The sequence below is a fragment of the Acinetobacter sp. GW821-FHT09D10 genome (assembly GCF_059416285.1).
This window is the reverse complement of the sequence record NZ_JBWKOW010000007.1, coordinates 84,052-100,960: the sequence shown is the minus strand read 5'-3', so window position 1 is coordinate 100,960 and position 16,909 is coordinate 84,052. Positions and strand designations below refer to the sequence as shown.

The 16,909-nt window shown below is 32.0% G+C and carries 13 protein-coding genes; 2 read left to right on the top strand and 11 right to left on the bottom strand.

The annotated features are described in order from the left end of the window. Positions 1–151: 151 nt before the first annotated feature. Together AC07M3_RS15275 and AC07M3_RS15270 are read right to left on the bottom strand one after the other, a co-directional pair. Complete coding sequence (locus tag AC07M3_RS15275; protein WP_494567732.1) at positions 152–445, bottom strand: hypothetical protein; 294 nt, start codon at positions 443–445, stop codon at positions 152–154. Between the two features lie 270 nt (positions 446–715). Further along, positions 716–1,300: a recombinase family protein gene (locus tag AC07M3_RS15270; RefSeq protein WP_133747999.1), complete on the bottom strand. Its 585-nt coding sequence runs from the start codon at positions 1,298–1,300 to the stop codon at positions 716–718. 864 nt (positions 1,301–2,164) lie between these two features. Here AC07M3_RS15270 and AC07M3_RS15265 point away from each other — a divergent pair. Both AC07M3_RS15265 and AC07M3_RS15260 read left to right on the top strand, forming a co-directional pair. After that, positions 2,165–2,752 carry a recombinase family protein gene (locus tag AC07M3_RS15265; RefSeq protein WP_092709357.1) on the top strand — a complete coding sequence of 196 codons (588 nt, stop codon included), beginning with the start codon at positions 2,165–2,167 and terminating at the stop codon, positions 2,750–2,752. Positions 2,753–3,358: 606 nt separating this feature from the next. After that, the gene (locus tag AC07M3_RS15260) at positions 3,359–3,748 is read left to right on the top strand and encodes an alpha/beta hydrolase (RefSeq protein ID WP_307012898.1); all 390 of its coding nucleotides are present in this window, start codon (positions 3,359–3,361) and stop codon (positions 3,746–3,748) included. A gap of 80 nt (positions 3,749–3,828) precedes the next feature. On the opposite strand, the gene AC07M3_RS15255 is transcribed toward AC07M3_RS15260, so the two are convergent. From AC07M3_RS15255 to AC07M3_RS15215, 9 genes are all read right to left on the bottom strand, one after another. Further along, complete coding sequence (locus AC07M3_RS15255) at positions 3,829–4,236, bottom strand: hypothetical protein (RefSeq protein WP_494567689.1); 408 nt, start codon at positions 4,234–4,236, stop codon at positions 3,829–3,831. Between the two features lie 598 nt (positions 4,237–4,834). Continuing rightward, the gene (locus AC07M3_RS15250; protein ID WP_494567688.1) at positions 4,835–5,821 is read right to left on the bottom strand and encodes a hypothetical protein; all 987 of its coding nucleotides are present in this window, start codon (positions 5,819–5,821) and stop codon (positions 4,835–4,837) included. After that, positions 5,775–7,289: a glycosyltransferase gene (locus AC07M3_RS15245; protein WP_199991229.1), complete on the bottom strand. Its 1,515-nt coding sequence runs from the start codon at positions 7,287–7,289 to the stop codon at positions 5,775–5,777. The genes AC07M3_RS15250 and AC07M3_RS15245 overlap by 47 nt, the downstream gene beginning before the upstream one ends. A gap of 10 nt (positions 7,290–7,299) precedes the next feature. Further along, the gene (locus AC07M3_RS15240; protein WP_494567687.1) at positions 7,300–8,349 is read right to left on the bottom strand and encodes a YheC/YheD family protein; all 1,050 of its coding nucleotides are present in this window, start codon (positions 8,347–8,349) and stop codon (positions 7,300–7,302) included. Next, on the bottom strand, positions 8,349–9,143 hold the full coding sequence (locus tag AC07M3_RS15235; protein WP_494567686.1) for a serine hydrolase: 795 nt from the start codon (positions 9,141–9,143) through the stop codon (positions 8,349–8,351). Before AC07M3_RS15235 ends, AC07M3_RS15240 begins: the two co-directional genes overlap by 1 nt. 3 nt (positions 9,144–9,146) lie before the next feature. Beyond that, the gene (locus AC07M3_RS15230) at positions 9,147–9,872 is read right to left on the bottom strand and encodes a CatB-related O-acetyltransferase (protein ID WP_494567685.1); all 726 of its coding nucleotides are present in this window, start codon (positions 9,870–9,872) and stop codon (positions 9,147–9,149) included. Positions 9,873–9,875: 3 nt separating this feature from the next. Next, positions 9,876–11,534 carry a poly alpha-glucosyltransferase gene (locus AC07M3_RS15225; RefSeq protein WP_494567684.1) on the bottom strand — a complete coding sequence of 553 codons (1,659 nt, stop codon included), beginning with the start codon at positions 11,532–11,534 and terminating at the stop codon, positions 9,876–9,878. A gap of 114 nt (positions 11,535–11,648) precedes the next feature. Further along, on the bottom strand, positions 11,649–13,700 hold the full coding sequence (locus tag AC07M3_RS15220) for a BapA/Bap/LapF family large adhesin (RefSeq protein WP_494567683.1): 2,052 nt from the start codon (positions 13,698–13,700) through the stop codon (positions 11,649–11,651). Continuing rightward, positions 13,613–16,909 (bottom strand): hypothetical protein (locus AC07M3_RS15215; RefSeq protein ID WP_494599135.1); only part of this gene is annotated, 3,297 nt, incomplete at its 5' end. The genes AC07M3_RS15215 and AC07M3_RS15220, both read right to left, overlap by 88 nt.

Genomic DNA, 16,909 nt, shown 5'->3' with positions numbered 1-16,909 from the left:
TTTATTTAAAGTATAATTCACTAGCTCAAACAGATCCGACATACAATACAACTAAAATAAACTTTAAAAATCAATAACATAAATTGCAACCATAAAAACCCAGAGTAGTTTTAACTAAACAAAAAATAAGCGTTTTTTTAATATTCAAAAACTAACAACCACAAATCCAAAACATATTATAGACAATAAAAGCTGGAGCATTTACAGGATAAGTATCACTATCGAGAGATTTATATAGCCTATCCTTATACTTAATAGTTAGTAACTTTTCTTTTCGATCAACGACCAAACCAACTCTATAAATAAAGTAGAAGGAATCATTATTATTTATTCGTCTAAATACAAATTGTACTGCATCTTCTTTTTGAATTTTTGAATGATCAACCGCTATAAAACCATTACATACAGGACACTTCCATTTATCTAAATCAATACTCATATCTATACTTCAAGTTAACGCATCGTATAAATTAATCGCATAGTCAAGTAATATAACTTTCAATGAATTAAAGTTGGGCTACAAAATACACATAACAATATCAATAGAAAAATAAAAACATCAATATGAATTTAATTTTAAAATAAAAATATTATTTAATAACTATTAAATTAAAAATTAAAACACAATTTAATACATAAAAATCACTAAAATAATCAAAAAATATTTTAATCAATTATTAATCACAATATAAAAACCCCATATTAACCTTTATATTTATTTACTGGATTTTTCAAGTATTCTTTGTATTACAGTCCTTGATACAGCAAGATCTTTAGCTAAAGAATATACGCTAAATCCTTTTTTAAATTTATTAATAACTTCCTGTTTTTGTTCGTTTGTTAGTTTTTCGGGTCTACCTACTTTTTTAGATAATCTATGATTCTTTTGTGTAGATTGATCGAGCAAGAAAAGTTTTTCAAAACTAATGCAAATTTCTATAAAATGAATAAAATCATTTCTAATACTTTCTTTCAACTCACAATTAAAATATTCCAAAATAATCAATTTGATTTGTTTTTTTTCAATCAATATAATTGTAGATAATATTTCTTTAAAACTATTCCCTAAACAGTCAATTCCTTTAACAATTAAAAAATCATCCTCTTCTAAAGAATAATTAATCAAATTAAAAAATATAGTCCGTAAAGTTATAGACTTATCAACTGAAGCCAATTCCAGTACTACTCTACTATATGGAACTTTATGATTAAAAGTATTTAACAATGAAATAAAAGATTCTTTTTCTTTGTCTAATTCATCAATATTAGAATTAACCCGCATATAAGCATAAATACGCATGCTCCCCCCCTATCCCTTAGAGTCATGTGAAGTGTATTTCCAAAGTATGTTCAAATCGAAGAGTTTCTTTTAGATACTTTTAGAGCTTCACTTATTGTTTGTTATATAATTAATGTCTTAAATTTATAATTTTATACTAGTATAAATTTTCTTATATTACCACCATCCAAAACAATTAAAATATAATATAAAAAAATATTATATAAACACAAAAACATTTGCCCGTTAAATCAATCATCAATTTCGGTCTTAAATATCAGTATTATAATCATCAACAAGAACTTAAATATCACTAGACATTAAATCAAATATCCACTTTAAATAAAACATTCAAAATATCATAAACACAGTGACAAAATATTTATAATAATAAACTAATTAATTTCTATAATATATTACCTAAAATTGTTTTAAAACTATGTTTTAAATTTACAATAAATTTAAACACACAATCAAAAATAAAATAAAATAAACATACAAATCATTAAAAATCAAATACCTACATCAAACATCTATAATCTTACAACTAACAACTTATTACTTTGTTATATTTTGTGCATTCAAATTAGTTCAAATAAAAAATAAAACTAGATTTTAATATCAAATTTATATTAAATTCAGGAGTAGCTTAAGTAATTAGTTAATTTAATATACAATATACTAAACCCAAAAAGCCAATAAAATTATTAGGTAACATGATTATGGAAGTTAATAAAAATTTGAAAAAAGTAATTATTTAACTATGTACTTAATTATTATGTTTTAAACACTGTATAGTACACTTTTGTGATTTAGTTCATGTTTTTTTTAAAAAAATAAGATGCTAATATTTGTTTTGTTTTTGTTTAATTTTGGTGTTTTAATATGCGTACATATGCCTATGTTAGAATAGAGCCTAATTTGCAATTTGAATTTTCTAGGTATATCTCTTTTTTTAGTGAGTATGGCTATAAAATCCAAAAGAATAGATTAGTAGTAGAAGAAGTATCTGTTGATAAATCTATTGCTTATAGAGATAAATTTCTTAATTTAATAAGTTACTCTTTAGAAGAAGGTGATATTTTAGTGATAAAAAGCATGGATTGCTTAGGAAATAGCTTTGAAGAAATTTTAGGAATAGTTGATAAAATTGATCAAAAAAAAATCCGGCTGATATGCCTAGATTACTCTAAAAATGAAATTAATGGTGACTTAAAAATTTTCTTTCTTCATTTTTTAAAGTTATCAGCTGAATTTGAGAAATTATTTAAGGCTGACAATAAAAAATTCAAGGATCACAAACCAACAAGAAAAGTTGGTCGTCCAGAAATATTAAATAATGAACAAAAAAATAGAGTAATTGAATTGTTTAAGAAAGGCTACAGCGTATATTCACTCGCTAAAGAATTTGCAGTTACAAGAACAGTAATTCAGAGAATTTTAAACAATGCATCGAAAAGTAATGCATTGTAATTATTAAATATTTTGGATTAAATGATCTATGACATACATATGGAATAATATAAAAAGGAAGAGTTATGAATCATATAGTATTAGTCCTCTAAATGAGCTTAATTAAATTTCAAGCAAAAAAATTAGATAAGCTATTGAAATATAATTTTATTTATTTATTTTTATGCTTGAAATTTAGATACTATTATCAAGAATGGATATAATTAATTCTATTTTAAGTTAGTTTTTCTTATAATTCTTTAAAATTAGTTTTATGTCTTTCATCATGATTACTCTACCTATAAAAACATAATTAGTTAACTCTCAAATAATTCAATAAAAATAATATTTATTATCAATAATTTAAAACACAACACTTTATGTAAAAATATAATTTATATAGATTTACTATTGATTATATTATATTTACATCGTAGAGTTGTTTTCCATGAAATAAAACGACTTAACTTTTAAGAAAAAGTTAATAGTGTAAATTTATTTCAAATATTTTCTTAATAAACTAACCATTTTAAATTTATAAATTTCAGCTTTTAACAAAAGCAACTTTATGCTTTTAAAGCATCTATTATGAAAATTTATTTATTTTAAAATATGATAATATTTAATATGAATGATATTTTTTGGAAGTCCTCAATAGGCTCAGCAACAGGTGATATTTATATTCCGAAAGGAATTGGACCCTTCCCAACTATTATTATTTTTGATACAGGGTTAATAAAAAGTACCAGAACTTATGCCACCTTCTATGCAGAGAAAATGAAAGAAATAGGTTTTTTTACTTTTCTAGTGACATTAAACTTAAACAAAATAAACAAGTATGAAAAAAATGAAATTGGCTTAGCTATAGAATATATTTCAAAACGAAAAGAAGTAAATGGTAATAAGATCTACTTAATAAAAATTGAAAAAAACAAAATAATAGATTCCAATATAAAGTTATACAAAAATTATTTTCAGGCTATCGCTTCAATTAATTATTTTACTTTAAACAGCTAAATCTTTAAATAAAAATTATTTGAATGAATTATAATGAGACCAAGCGAGTAAGGCTTAGTCTCCTTTTATCTGTTTAACTATCAAAAACCGTGACTAACAGATGATTTAGAAACATAAATTGAATTTTTTGGGTTTGCATCTTCTACCCAGCATGATTTAGAAACATTAATCTCTTCACCACTTACCAGAATAATTTTTGTCTGTTTCAGATCACTAATAACATTACTGGCAGCATAATAATGATGTTTATCACAAATTACTGTCTTCTTATGATTACTTGCATATTGAGAGGCTTTATCTTCTGTAACCTCTCCCGTCCCAAAGCCAGGGTGGTTTGATTTTTCTGATATTAAATACAATTTATGACTAGCAATAGTATTAATAGAAGCTGGTGAATAAACTGATTGATGACCATATGGCTGATTTACACAACCCGTCAAGATTAGTGTTAATGAAAATACGATTTGAAATAGAAGTAAATTCTTCATTAATTTTAATCCTCATGTTAAATATATAATCATCCATTTATATAAAATCCATCTTAAATTAAAATTTATAGAATTAGGATTATTAATAATAGATATATTATTACAATAGGTTTAAGTTAAATTCAACTATGCGTTCTTAAATTACAATAAAAGAAACCAATATAATTTTAAATTCTTTATTAATTAAGAAGAGTCCACATCCTGTAAGGCTGTGGACTTAGTGAATATCACTTAAACCTGAAATATGAAGAAAGTTGTATAACAACATCCTCAAGATTATATTCACATGAGAATTATGCTTTATCAATTACAAATTAATTAAGTTCAAAATAAATTTCTACAGGATAAAAATTATCCTTATTTTACATACAATAAGCTCATACATAACTTAAAAAATGTTTTAAAATTATGTTTTAAATACACTATTTTTTAAGTCACTTTTTTATGAAAAAGTACTATTTTTTAAAATTTTGAATAACTATACTTCTATAAAAAATACAAGAATAAAACCTATTTTATAATATTATATCTAAAATTAATTAAATATAGGTGATTTATTATTTAAAGGTTTAATAAAATAAATTATAGGCACCAATAATTACAAAGTTAAAAAATCCTTCTCATCAGAATTTAGTTTTATCCCTGATTCTATGATTGTTTTTTTAAGACATTTAATGATTATTGCAGAGTTATAAAAATTATTATATCTATTTAATGGAAGTAATACATTTCGGTCACTTGCTACTAATGATAAATTTGATAAAAAATTTCTCATAAATATGTAGCCAGAGAGAGACTTATCTTTAAAAACTAAGCTACCATCAACATACGTACGCTTTATTATGCTATCTGGTAAATTCAATTGACTGTCATTCTTTTTAGTCAAAAAAGCTAATCTATACCACAACTTATTGTAAGGTACTTGGTAAATATCATTTTGTAAACTGCTACTACTTGTTGGTAAAAGAACTCTCCCCTTTGTATCAATGTCATCTTTTCTTAATAATCTTTCTGACCAGTTTGCCATACCTTCAAGATACCAACTTGGTTTTAATGGACTATACCCATATTGATAAAGATGAAATATCTCATGGGCAACAACTGTCCAATAATTACCGGGAAAGTTTTTTAATCTACTATTTAATTTAATCAACAAAGCCTTGTTTCTTTTAGGCCCATCAAAACTGTATACATAGGGTTTATCATAGGCAATACCATTATAATTTATACTAACTACATGAATATCAATATAATTTACTTCAGAATTATACCTAGGGCTATTGAGAGGATTAACAAAACCTAGATAGTCAAGTGCATCTATAGTTGCATTAGCTTGAATTGCAATGTTTTCTACATAATCTGGAATACTATTTTTATTAGCATCTGTCTGCTCTATCTCATTCAGAGTATAGACCACCCTAATTTTTCCAGATTTATAATATTTTTTCTCTTCTTTTATAGTCATATTTTCTTTGACTCCAGCTAGACATGCTAAGCTAAATGATGAGATCAAAAATAAGAAAATAATCTTTAAAGCATTATTTAAAAATAAGATTTTTCCATAGTTTAAAATTATTTTCATCATTGAATCTCCATACAGATTTAGCACAGTTTTTATGGAATAAACTTATTTTTTCTCTATTACTTAATAATTCGACCGTAGTATTAATAAATTTTTCCGTATCGTTATCCTCAATCAAATAACCATTATAGTCATTAATAATCATTTCACTCGGACCATAATCAATATCAAAAGAAATTACTGGGCAATTATTCTTCAAAGAATCTAATATAGCCATACAAAATCCTTCGGATCCGCTAGTAAACAACATGAGATCTGCATTTTTAAGTATTGAACTTACATCAGAAACGAATTCACGCAGCCGAACAATACCCTCTAAATTATTATTTTTTATAATTTTGTTTAAATTTTCTTTCTCAGGCCCGAAGCCATAAATATCTAAATTTGCTTTAGGAATTTTCTTATGAATTTCACTAAATAATTCAATAAGTAGATCTAAACGTTTTACTTTATCAAACCTTGCCAAACATACACATTGATATTTCTGTGGTGAAGTTAAACTATTTTCAAATGTTGTATTTTTATAAAAATGAGGGATAACTGTATAGTTAGAATAAGAACCAAATCTCTCGCTAAAATCTATTTTTTGTTTCTCCGTTAGAAAAATGAGATGATCTATTTTCTCTAAGTTTTCGATATAACTATTGTAGTGAGCATTAGGTTTTGAATCTTTTTCTCTAGCTTTTGAGTAATGTGCAGCATGAATAACCCCAATCACAGTAGAATTTTCTTTTTTATTCAATAGTATATTTTTTGCAAAAACTATAGCTCTATCAATAATATAAACCTTATGCTCATTCACATTTATTTTAGATAATGTATATTCAAACAATTCAATTTCTGAACTAAACTTTCGTGAAATTATACCCTCCTCTCCATACAGATATAGACTAACTATCTTTCCTTCCTTATTATAATTTCTTGATAGAACAAGATGATTGTTAATATCATAGAAGTCTTCTGTGATAACTAATCTATTACTATCTAAGACTTGTGATGAGCTCAAAACTCCCTTTTCATTAAATTTCAATCTTTTAACTATTTGGCCAGATTCAAAAATATTTATATGGCTTAAAAGTCCTTGCTTATTTTTAACATAATATTTACAGAGTTTATTTTTATCATCAAAGACCTTAATATTTCCTAAACTATCACTTTCAATATTTTTTTCTTCGATGCTAAATTTATAACTCTCTTCAGGTTCAAAATTAATTGAAAATTCATTTTTTTGATAAAAAGAGTATAAATTAAAAAAATTAATATTTTCATTTACTTCTAAATCTAACAAACCACTTAAATATAAATCCTTATAAAGTAGATTAACCATAGGATTATAAGAAAGAGTACATATATTTACTTTAACTCCATTTCTACTAAATAAATCTGCTCTTTTAATTAGTGCAATTAATAGACCATTCTTTTCCTGCTTAATTGCAGGATAAAGCATATATATACCCTTTTCCTTTAACATTATAATTCTCTTATCTTAAATTGATAGGTAAAAAGTTATTCTTGAAAGGTGGTTTGGCATTTTCTTGTAACCATTCATAATAATCAACCTGAGCTTTTGCTACAGGGTAAGCCATAAATCCAATTCCAGGACCTGCATTAACCTCAAATATAGCAATGTTTCCTTCCTGATCAATGCCTAAATCTAAACCTAGCGAATCTAAGCGCCATGCATATTGCTTTTGGAAAGCGAGAGGAAATTTTTCGAAAATTTTCTTTATACTTTTATTAATTTTCTCAAATGAATTTGGATAATATTGTTCTAAAAACATTTTTTCACGCGTAGTGATTAATGCTCCTTGCATACCATTTGTAATATCAATATTTTTATTGATATTTACATAGGGAAAGAATTTTATTAATTTCCACTTACCCCCAGCCCCTCTACTAATTTGCATGCGAAAAACTGTATTAAGTGAATTGTTTGTAGAACTATTAAAATATTTACTGAGGGAATAACCTTTATTCTTAATATCTTTATCAAAAAAATTTCTAAGTTCATTTTTATTGAACTCATTTCTTTTATCCAACTGCTTTACAATATATTTTTTATCTAAAAATTCTACAGAAAAAATCCCTTTTCCCTGATTACTTGATAAGGGTTTTAATATCACTTTTTTATATTTTTGAACTGCATTCAAAAGATCATCAAATTCTTTACAGTCCTCAACACTTATCAAGAATTCATTGATATCTTCAATTTTTTTTAATTTTAGATCAACATTCTTTTTTGTTCCAATTCTATTTGATGTAAAAGGAATTTTTTCTGCTAGTTTTAGATATATTTCCTTATCCTCAGCCTTAACAGCTAGCCTATTTTGAATTACATGAGGAAAGTTAAATTCTTTTTCTAAAACTTTTCCATTTAGTATAGTCTTGCCTACTACCTTTTCAGTTTCAAAACATACATCTTTTGCTGTAAAAACATAAGCTTCATGACCTCGGCTTTGGGCAACAATAATGAAGATTTCTTCTACATCAGTTAAGTTCTTTGCTGGTTTTAAAATTCCAAATATAGACATTATATTACTCCAATTAAATCATTAATCATTTCTTGATCAATCAATCTACTGTGATCATCTTTTGAATACCCTAGACAAGCAATAAGATATTTATTGCTTATTTTTACTATCTGTACACTATTAAATACATTTGGAAAAAGAGTTCCTGTTTTAATAAATTTTTTCTCATTTGAATCAAAATCAATATTGATATAATTCTTATTCCGTTGAACAACGATACTTTGATGATTATAAAATAAGAAAGATTCTATTTTTTTATTCTTCAATATATTAAGAACTAGTTTCAATAAATCATCAACAGTTGTATATTGTTTGTTTTTATATAAGCCATGTGAATTTACAATGTTTGTAAGTTTCATCCCAATTCTACTTATTACTTTTCTTGCATGTTCCTCATAAGAAACATTTGTTTTTTCTTCAATTAATTCCTTTAAGACTTCAGCACTCGTATTACTTGACTTAAATATCATATTCTTAAGTAAGTCATTAATTGTTATAAGATCATTTTCTAACAAGTTATAACCGCTTCCAACTATTAAATTATTTTTTTTAATTCTTATAATTTCTCTTAAAGAAATATTTAAATCAAATACTAAAAATAATGTTAATAGCTTTACGACTGAGCCAGGTACAATTTTTATACTTGTATTCTTAGAATAAACTTCAATGCTATGCTCTTCATCAACGATAAAGATTGACAATGATTTAGCCGAAATTCTCTCAAGTTTTTTCATAATTGAATTAAATTCGATTAATCCTATTACTTTAGTATCTATGTTTGTAATAGTGTTCATACTTTACTCCACTATTAACTTTTCTAATTTAATTTTTTCTAAATTACTTTTTTTCAAATCAAATTCAATCAAAAACTGTTGAATATTCTCTATTTCTAGATTTTGAATATCTGAAAATCCATATTCCCACCATTTTGATTTTAATAACCGGTTAATAGTATCTTCATCAAATCTGTATTTTATAATTTTTGCAGGATTGCCACCGACAATTGCATAAGGAGGTACATCTTTTGTAACGACTGAATTTGCTGCAATTACAGCTCCATTTCCAATAGTTATAGTTGGTTTTAACAACGCTCTTGCCCCTATCCAAACATCATGTCCAATATCCAGTACTTTTAATTCAGGATTATTTGGTAACCTTCGTGCATTTTGATCCACCTTATTTATTTCTAAATATTTTTGATAAATTATAAAATTTCGATCATATGTTGTTGCTGAGGTTGTAAGCCATTCATGAGGATGCCTTAAACCAAGTACTTTCACTCCTTCTGCTATTGAGCAATACCGACCCACTTTAGTCGTAATTGGCAATAGAGACCAACTATAAGAAAATGCACCCATACTCCAAATATTGTTACCGACTAAAAATGCACAAAAAGGTTCAATTTCTACTTTTTCTAAAAAATTAATAAAATCTTCATCAAGAAATCTTGAGTTACCATTACGAGTAAAAAATATATTATTTTCACCCATAGTTTCTTTTAGCTCTATATATTGTCTTTTCATATGTCACTCAAAATAATTATAAAAAGCCACTAAACCAGACAAATTATGCTCTTGATCATCTATTCGTACTCTAAAACGATCATGTCTAACAAAGAATGCATTCTTAACTTTATCTGGCCTAGCCATATACATCGCTAATTCTGGATAAAAGAAACCGGTAGAACACTGAAATTCAACTCTATATTTAATTAATTCTTTTAACTCATCAAATTTAGCTTCATTAAACAAATCTAGATAATTATTATCTCGCATATATAAAACCATTTTATATGCTGACATCATCATTTCTAAAAATGTTGCATAAGCAGTTTTTCTATTTTTAATAAACTCCATGTGATTCAGATAGTTATTCATTCCAAATCTAAAATATTTTTCTTCAGGGCATATTTTTGTTAATTCATTTGTACAATAACTTAACCAATGATCATGATATTTATCATATTTTTTAACAATAAAATTATCAAACATTAATTTAACAGTATCTAGTAAATATTTATTTTTATTAATCTGATATAAACGTAATAGACCTAAGGCAGCTTCACCATCATAATATACAATTCTAAATTTTTCTTTTACACTTAATGAAGGATAATTTAAAATATGACTAGTTTGTCCATGTTCATCAATCATATATTGTATCCCTTTTGCTAGCATTTCAGCATTTTTAAGATACTTATCATTACCAGTTATTTCTTGATATTTAGCAAGCATAAAAATTGCAGTTGCATTTGAACCTAATTTTATTTCTAAATCTTGCTCTCCATCAATCATAAATCCTTTTTCTTCTACAATTTTATAAAATTTCTGGAATGCATACTCCATAGATTTTTCAATTTTATCTAAATATTTTTTATTAAAATCTACTTCCAATGTTTCTAACAATGCATATAAAGATGTACAATGCCTAACTGTATTATAGCTTTTAATCTCCCTATCATAAGCAGGAAAATAACCATAAATAAAGCGACCATCATCCATAATTTGATTATACAAAAACTCGGCATTATTAATAATAAGCTCTTTGATCTCAGCCTTATTAATTTTAGAATTACATCTTATTCCATTTGCTACACCTACAGTCTGCAAATCAATAAACACCCCATTTTCATAAAAAGCAGCTATAGTGTCAAAAACCCACACTTTTTTTATATCATCTAATTTAAAATACTTAGTAATATTTTTATATTTTGCTTTTATCGCATCATTAAGATTCTTTTCATCAAAAAAATTAGGTTTATCAAATGAAATACCTTTTATAATAGCTTTACCATATATTTCTTGTTCTAAAAAACATATATGAAATTTTTCGTCAAAGCTAATACCTTTTCTATAATGATTATTATGCTCCTGATTTAAAACAGAAAAATCAACATCCTCCCAGCTCTCTTCACTGATATTATATGCAAAATCTATTTTAAAAAACTCAGGTAACCCCCTATTTTTAGAGTACAATTTATCTAAAAAAGAATATATTCTTTTTAATACGGTATTAATATTTTCATCAAAAGTATTCCATACTTCACAGCGTTTTTTCTCATTTCCAACAGATAAGAAAATACATATATCTCTCTGACTTTCAGAATGGTTTTTTAATTGAATTAATAACCAATCTTTTAATTTTTTTTTGAATTCCTCAAATTTACTATAGGTATTAATTTCCATATTATCACTTTAAAAAATCTTTTAAGTTATTATAACATATCATATTTAATTTAAAAAATTATTTAGAAAAATAAAAAGAGGATCCGTAGATCCTCTTTTTTTTAATTAATCAAATTAAAATAATATTTGACTATTTTGCAGTAGTTCATCAATCGTAGTATTAGTATTTTTAAGAGTTAAGATTTCTGTAGAATTATAAGATGTTCCACTTCCATCTCTATCTATACTAATTACTGTATCCGTACCTACTTGAGTAGCAGTTACATATTGACCAATATTTGTATTATTAACAGACTGACCTGATAATAAAGTACTTATATCGATTTTATCTCCTTCTGCTTTATTAAAATCACTCCAGGTATCTGAACCATTTCCACCTGTAGGATCTGTAGCATTAAGAAGCTTAAATATAACTGTATCTGCACCAGTACCAGTTGTATAAACATCATTTCCTGATGTACCAGAAATAAAATCATTTCCAGTACCCGTTTCATAATGTCTACCCAAATTAATTGTTAATGTGGCTACATTACTTTCATCACCATTCGCAGCTATAAGTTTATAATTGAAACTTGTAGTTTGACTTCCGTCTGCTGTGGCATTTGGAGCAAATGTATATGTACCGTTTGCAGCAATATTTAATGTTCCATTACTGTAAACTAAAGTTTGGCCAGTAGCTTCAACAAATACACCCGCTGCATTTTCCACGAACAATTTAGTACCCACACCTCCTGTTACATCAGTACCATTACCACTATCACCAGTAATTATGTTACCTGTAGCTGGAGTAAATTCTCCAGAAGCAGTAAATGCATCATAATGCGTCACTGTTGGTTGAACTGAAGTTTGAACTGAAGTTGTATTAGTGCCATTAACAAGGAATGACTCATTACTTTCGGTACTTGTATAAACTACACGCCATTGTGTCGCCACACTACCCGCTGGTATCGAATAACTATTATCAATGATCGTAGCATTTGAACCACCGAGGAATGGATGACTATAAGTTGTAGTTGGTGAAACATATACAGTTTGCCAGCTACCCCCTACCAATTTTTGTACGCTATAACCGAAGGTATCATTATTGGCGCCAGATGAATCAGTTGTAGTAACTTTGATAGATAAAACAGCTGAGGCATTTTTATCTACAGTAACAACATCTGAAGTATCTGTTCCAGGATTACGTGTATAAGTATAACCGCCAAATAAGCTACCAGTACGAGTAACCGAAGCCGTCATTGAACCAAGATCTGCCGATTTTGTTTCAACAAAGTTTTTGTAATCTACTTGAGCGCCATTGATATCATTAGTAGCAACTAAATCAACTGTACCATCCAAAGTAGGGTCAGCTGGCCAGTTAATGTCTACTTGAGAACTATCAATTCTGATATTGAGATTAGCTGTTGCTGTATTTCCATCAACATCTTGAATTGTATAAGTAAACGTATCAACTTTACCTACTGAGTTAGGAATTTCCGGATTTCTGATGTATTCATAATTCCCATCCTTATCAATATAGAGATCGCCATAGGCCCCTTCTATTTTTTGGAAACCATTATCAGATTGATTCACTGTTAATGTATTACCAGTCTCAGAAATTACTTGTGTAACGACTAATGGCTGACCTTCAGGATCGACATCCGCTACATCCCCCGGACCTTCAGGAACAATGACGTTACCACTTACAACAACCTCACCATAATCAGTTGCGACGCCACCTGATGGAATGGTTAAAGTTGGGAAGCCTAAACCTGTAAAGTTAAGCCCTTGGTCATTTGTCATGACAATGGCATATTTACCTTCAGGTAAGTCATTAATTGTGGTTCCACCTGTATAGAACCCTACAAGTGCTGCAAAAGCAGTTCCGGCATTTGGAATATGCTCATAAAGCTCATATTCTCCCGTATTCTCATTTAGGCGAAGAACATCCAGACCTAAACTCACAATACCCACACCAGCATATAAACCACTGATATTTACATTAAAGTCCTGCAATGTTCCTTGAGGAACTTCTACTTGCAACGCGTTGTTCGAAGCCCATGTCCAATCCAAAATCAAACCATCATAAGAAGGTAAAACTACAGACGTTTTAGACTGTGTAGGTACGGAACTTGTCGTCGGATCAATATTGGCATCGAGCGTTGCCAAATCATCATTCGCAACCAAGTCAGAATCGCTGTCAGAGTCTGAATCGCTGTCGCTATCCGAATCGCTGTCAGAGTCAGAATCGCTGTCAGAGTCCGAGTCACTGTCAGAATCAGAGTCGCTGTCAGAGTCCGAGTCACTGTCAGAATCAGAATCGCTGTCCGAATCCGAGTCGCTGTCAGAATCGCTGTCGCTGTCAGAATCAGAGTCGCTGTCAGAGTCCGAGTCGCTGTCAGAATCGCTGTCGCTGTCAGAATCAGAGTCGCTGTCAGAGTCCGAGTCGCTGTCGCTGTCAGAGTCCGAATCGCTGTCAGAATCAGAGTCACTGTCAGAATCAGAGTCGCTGTCAGAATCAGAGTCACTGTCCGAATCAGAGTCACTGTCAGAATCCGAGTCGCTGTCAGAGTCAGAGTCGCTGTCAGAATCAGAGTCGCTGTCAGAGTCCGAGTCACTGTCAGAATCAGAGTCGCTGTCAGAATCAGAGTCGCTGTCAGAGTCCGAGTCGCTGTCGCTATCAGAGTCAGAATCGCTGTCAGAGTCCGAGTCAGAATCGCTGTCGCTATCAGAGTCCGAGTCGCTGTCTGAATCAGAGTCCGAGTCACTGTCTGAATCCGAATCGCTGTCAGAGTCCGAATCGCTGTCACTATCAGAATCCGAGTCGCTGTCAGAATCCGAGTCACTGTCAGAATCCGAGTCGCTGTCAGAGTCAGAGTCACTGTCAGAATCAGAGTCACTGTCAGAGTCAGAATCGCTGTCCGAATCAGAGTCGCTGTCAGAGTCCGAGTCGCTATCAGAGTCCGAGTCGCTGTCAGAGTCAGAGTCGCTGTCACTATCCGAGTCGCTGTCAGAGTCTGAATCGCTGTCGCTATCAGAGTCGCTGTCAGAGTCCGAGTCACTGTCAGAATCAGAGTCGCTGTCAGAGTCCGAGTCACTGTCTGAATCCGAATCGCTGTCACTATCCGAGTCGCTGTCAGAATCAGAATCGCTGTCAGAATCAGAGTCGCTGTCAGAATCAGAGTCGCTGTCTGAATCAGAGTCACTGTCAGAGTCAGAGTCGCTATCAGAGTCAGAGTCGCTGTCAGAATCAGAGTCGCTGTCAGAGTCAGAGTCACTGTCAGAATCCGAGTCGCTGTCAGAGTCTGAATCGCTGTCAGAGTCAGAGTCGCTGTCAGAGTCAGAGTCGCTGTCACTATCCGAGTCGCTGTCAGAATCCGAGTCGCTATCAGAGTCAGAATCGCTGTCGCTATCCGAGTCACTGTCAGAGTCCGAATCGCTGTCAGAATCAGAATCGCTGTCGCTATCCGAATCGCTGTCAGAGTCCGAGTCACTATCAGAATCCGAGTCGCTGTCAGAATCAGAGTCGCTGTCAGAATCAGAGTCGCTGTCAGAGTCAGAATCACTGTCAGAGTCAGAGTCGCTGTCAGAGTCTGAATCGCTGTCAGAGTCTGAATCGCTGTCAGAGTCAGAGTCGCTGTCAGAGTCAGAGTCGCTGTCAGAATCCGAGTCGCTGTCAGAGTCCGAGTCACTGTCTGAATCAGAGTCACTGTCAGAGTCCGAGTCGCTGTCAGAGTCCGAATCGCTGTCAGAGTCCGAATCGCTATCAGAGTCAGAATCGCTGTCAGAATCCGAGTCGCTGTCCGAATCAGAGTCGCTGTCAGAGTCAGAATCGCTGTCAGAGTCAGAATCACTGTCAGAGTCAGAATCACTGTCAGAGTCCGAGTCGCTGTCAGAGTCCGAGTCGCTGTCAGAGTCCGAGTCGCTGTCAGAATCAGAATCACTGTCTGAATCAGAGTCACTGTCCGAATCAGAGTCACTGTCCGAATCCGAGTCGCTGTCTGAATCAGAGTCGCTGTCAGAGTCAGAGTCGCTGTCAGAGTCAGAGTCGCTGTCAGAATCCGAGTCACTGTCCGAATCCGAGTCGCTGTCAGAGTCCGAGTCGCTGTCAGAGTCAGAATCGCTGTCAGAGTCAGAATCGCTGTCGCTATCAGAGTCCGAGTCGCTGTCAGAGTCAGAATCGCTGTCAGAGTCAGAGTCGCTGTCAGAATCCGAGTCGCTGTCAGAATCAGAGTCGCTATCCGAATCCGAGTCGCTATCAGAGTCAGAGTCGCTGTCGCTATCAGAGTCAGAGTCACTGTCAGAATCAGAGTCGCTGTCAGAGTCCGAGTCACTGTCAGAATCCGAATCGCTGTCCGAATCCGAGTCGCTATCAGAGTCCGAGTCACTGTCAGAATCAGAGTCCGAGTCGCTGTCAGAGTCAGAGTCGCTGTCAGAGTCCGAATCGCTGTCAGAATCAGAGTCGCTGTCAGAGTCCGAATCGCTGTCGCTATCAGAGTCAGAATCGCTGTCACTATCAGAGTCCGAATCGCTGTCAGAGTCAGAATCGCTGTCCGAATCAGAGTCGCTGTCAGAGTCCGAGTCACTGTCAGAATCCGAATCGCTGTCAGAATCCGAGTCGCTGTCAGAATCCGAGTCACTGTCAGAATCAGAGTCACTGTCAGAATCAGAGTCGCTGTCAGAGTCTGAATCGCTGTCGCTATCAGAGTCCGAGTCGCTGTCAGAGTCCGAATCGCTGTCAGAGTCCGAATCGCTGTCAGAGTCAGAATCGCTATCGCTATCCGAGTCAGAATCGCTGTCAGAATCCGAGTCGCTGTCAGAATCAGAGTCACTGTCAGAGTCCGAATCGCTGTCAGAGTCTGAGTCCGAGTCACTGTCCGAATCAGAATCGCTGTCAGAGTCTGAATCGCTGTCGCTATCAGAGTCCGAGTCCGAATCGCTGTCCGAATCAGAATCGCTGTCAGAGTCTGAATCGCTGTCAGAGTCTGAATCGCTGTCGCTGTCTGAGTCCGAGTCACTGTCCGAATCAGAATCGCTGTCAGAGTCTGAATCGCTGTCAGAATCAGAGTCCGAGTCACTGTCAGAATCAGAGTCGCTGTCCGAATCAGAATCGCTGTCAGAGTCAGAATCGCTGTCAGAGTCAGAGTCGCTGTCCGAATCAGAGTCCGAGTCGCTGTCAGAGTCCGAGTCACTGTCAGAATCCGAGTCACTGTCAGAATCCGAGTCACTGTCAGAATCCGAGTCACTGTCAGAGTCTGAATCGCTGTCAGAATCAGAGTCCGAGTCACTGTCAGAATCAGAGTCGCTGTCAGAATCAGAATCGCTGTCAGAGTCTGAATCGCTGTCGCTGTCAGAGTCTGAATCGCTGTCGCTGTCAGAGTCCGAATCGCTGTCAG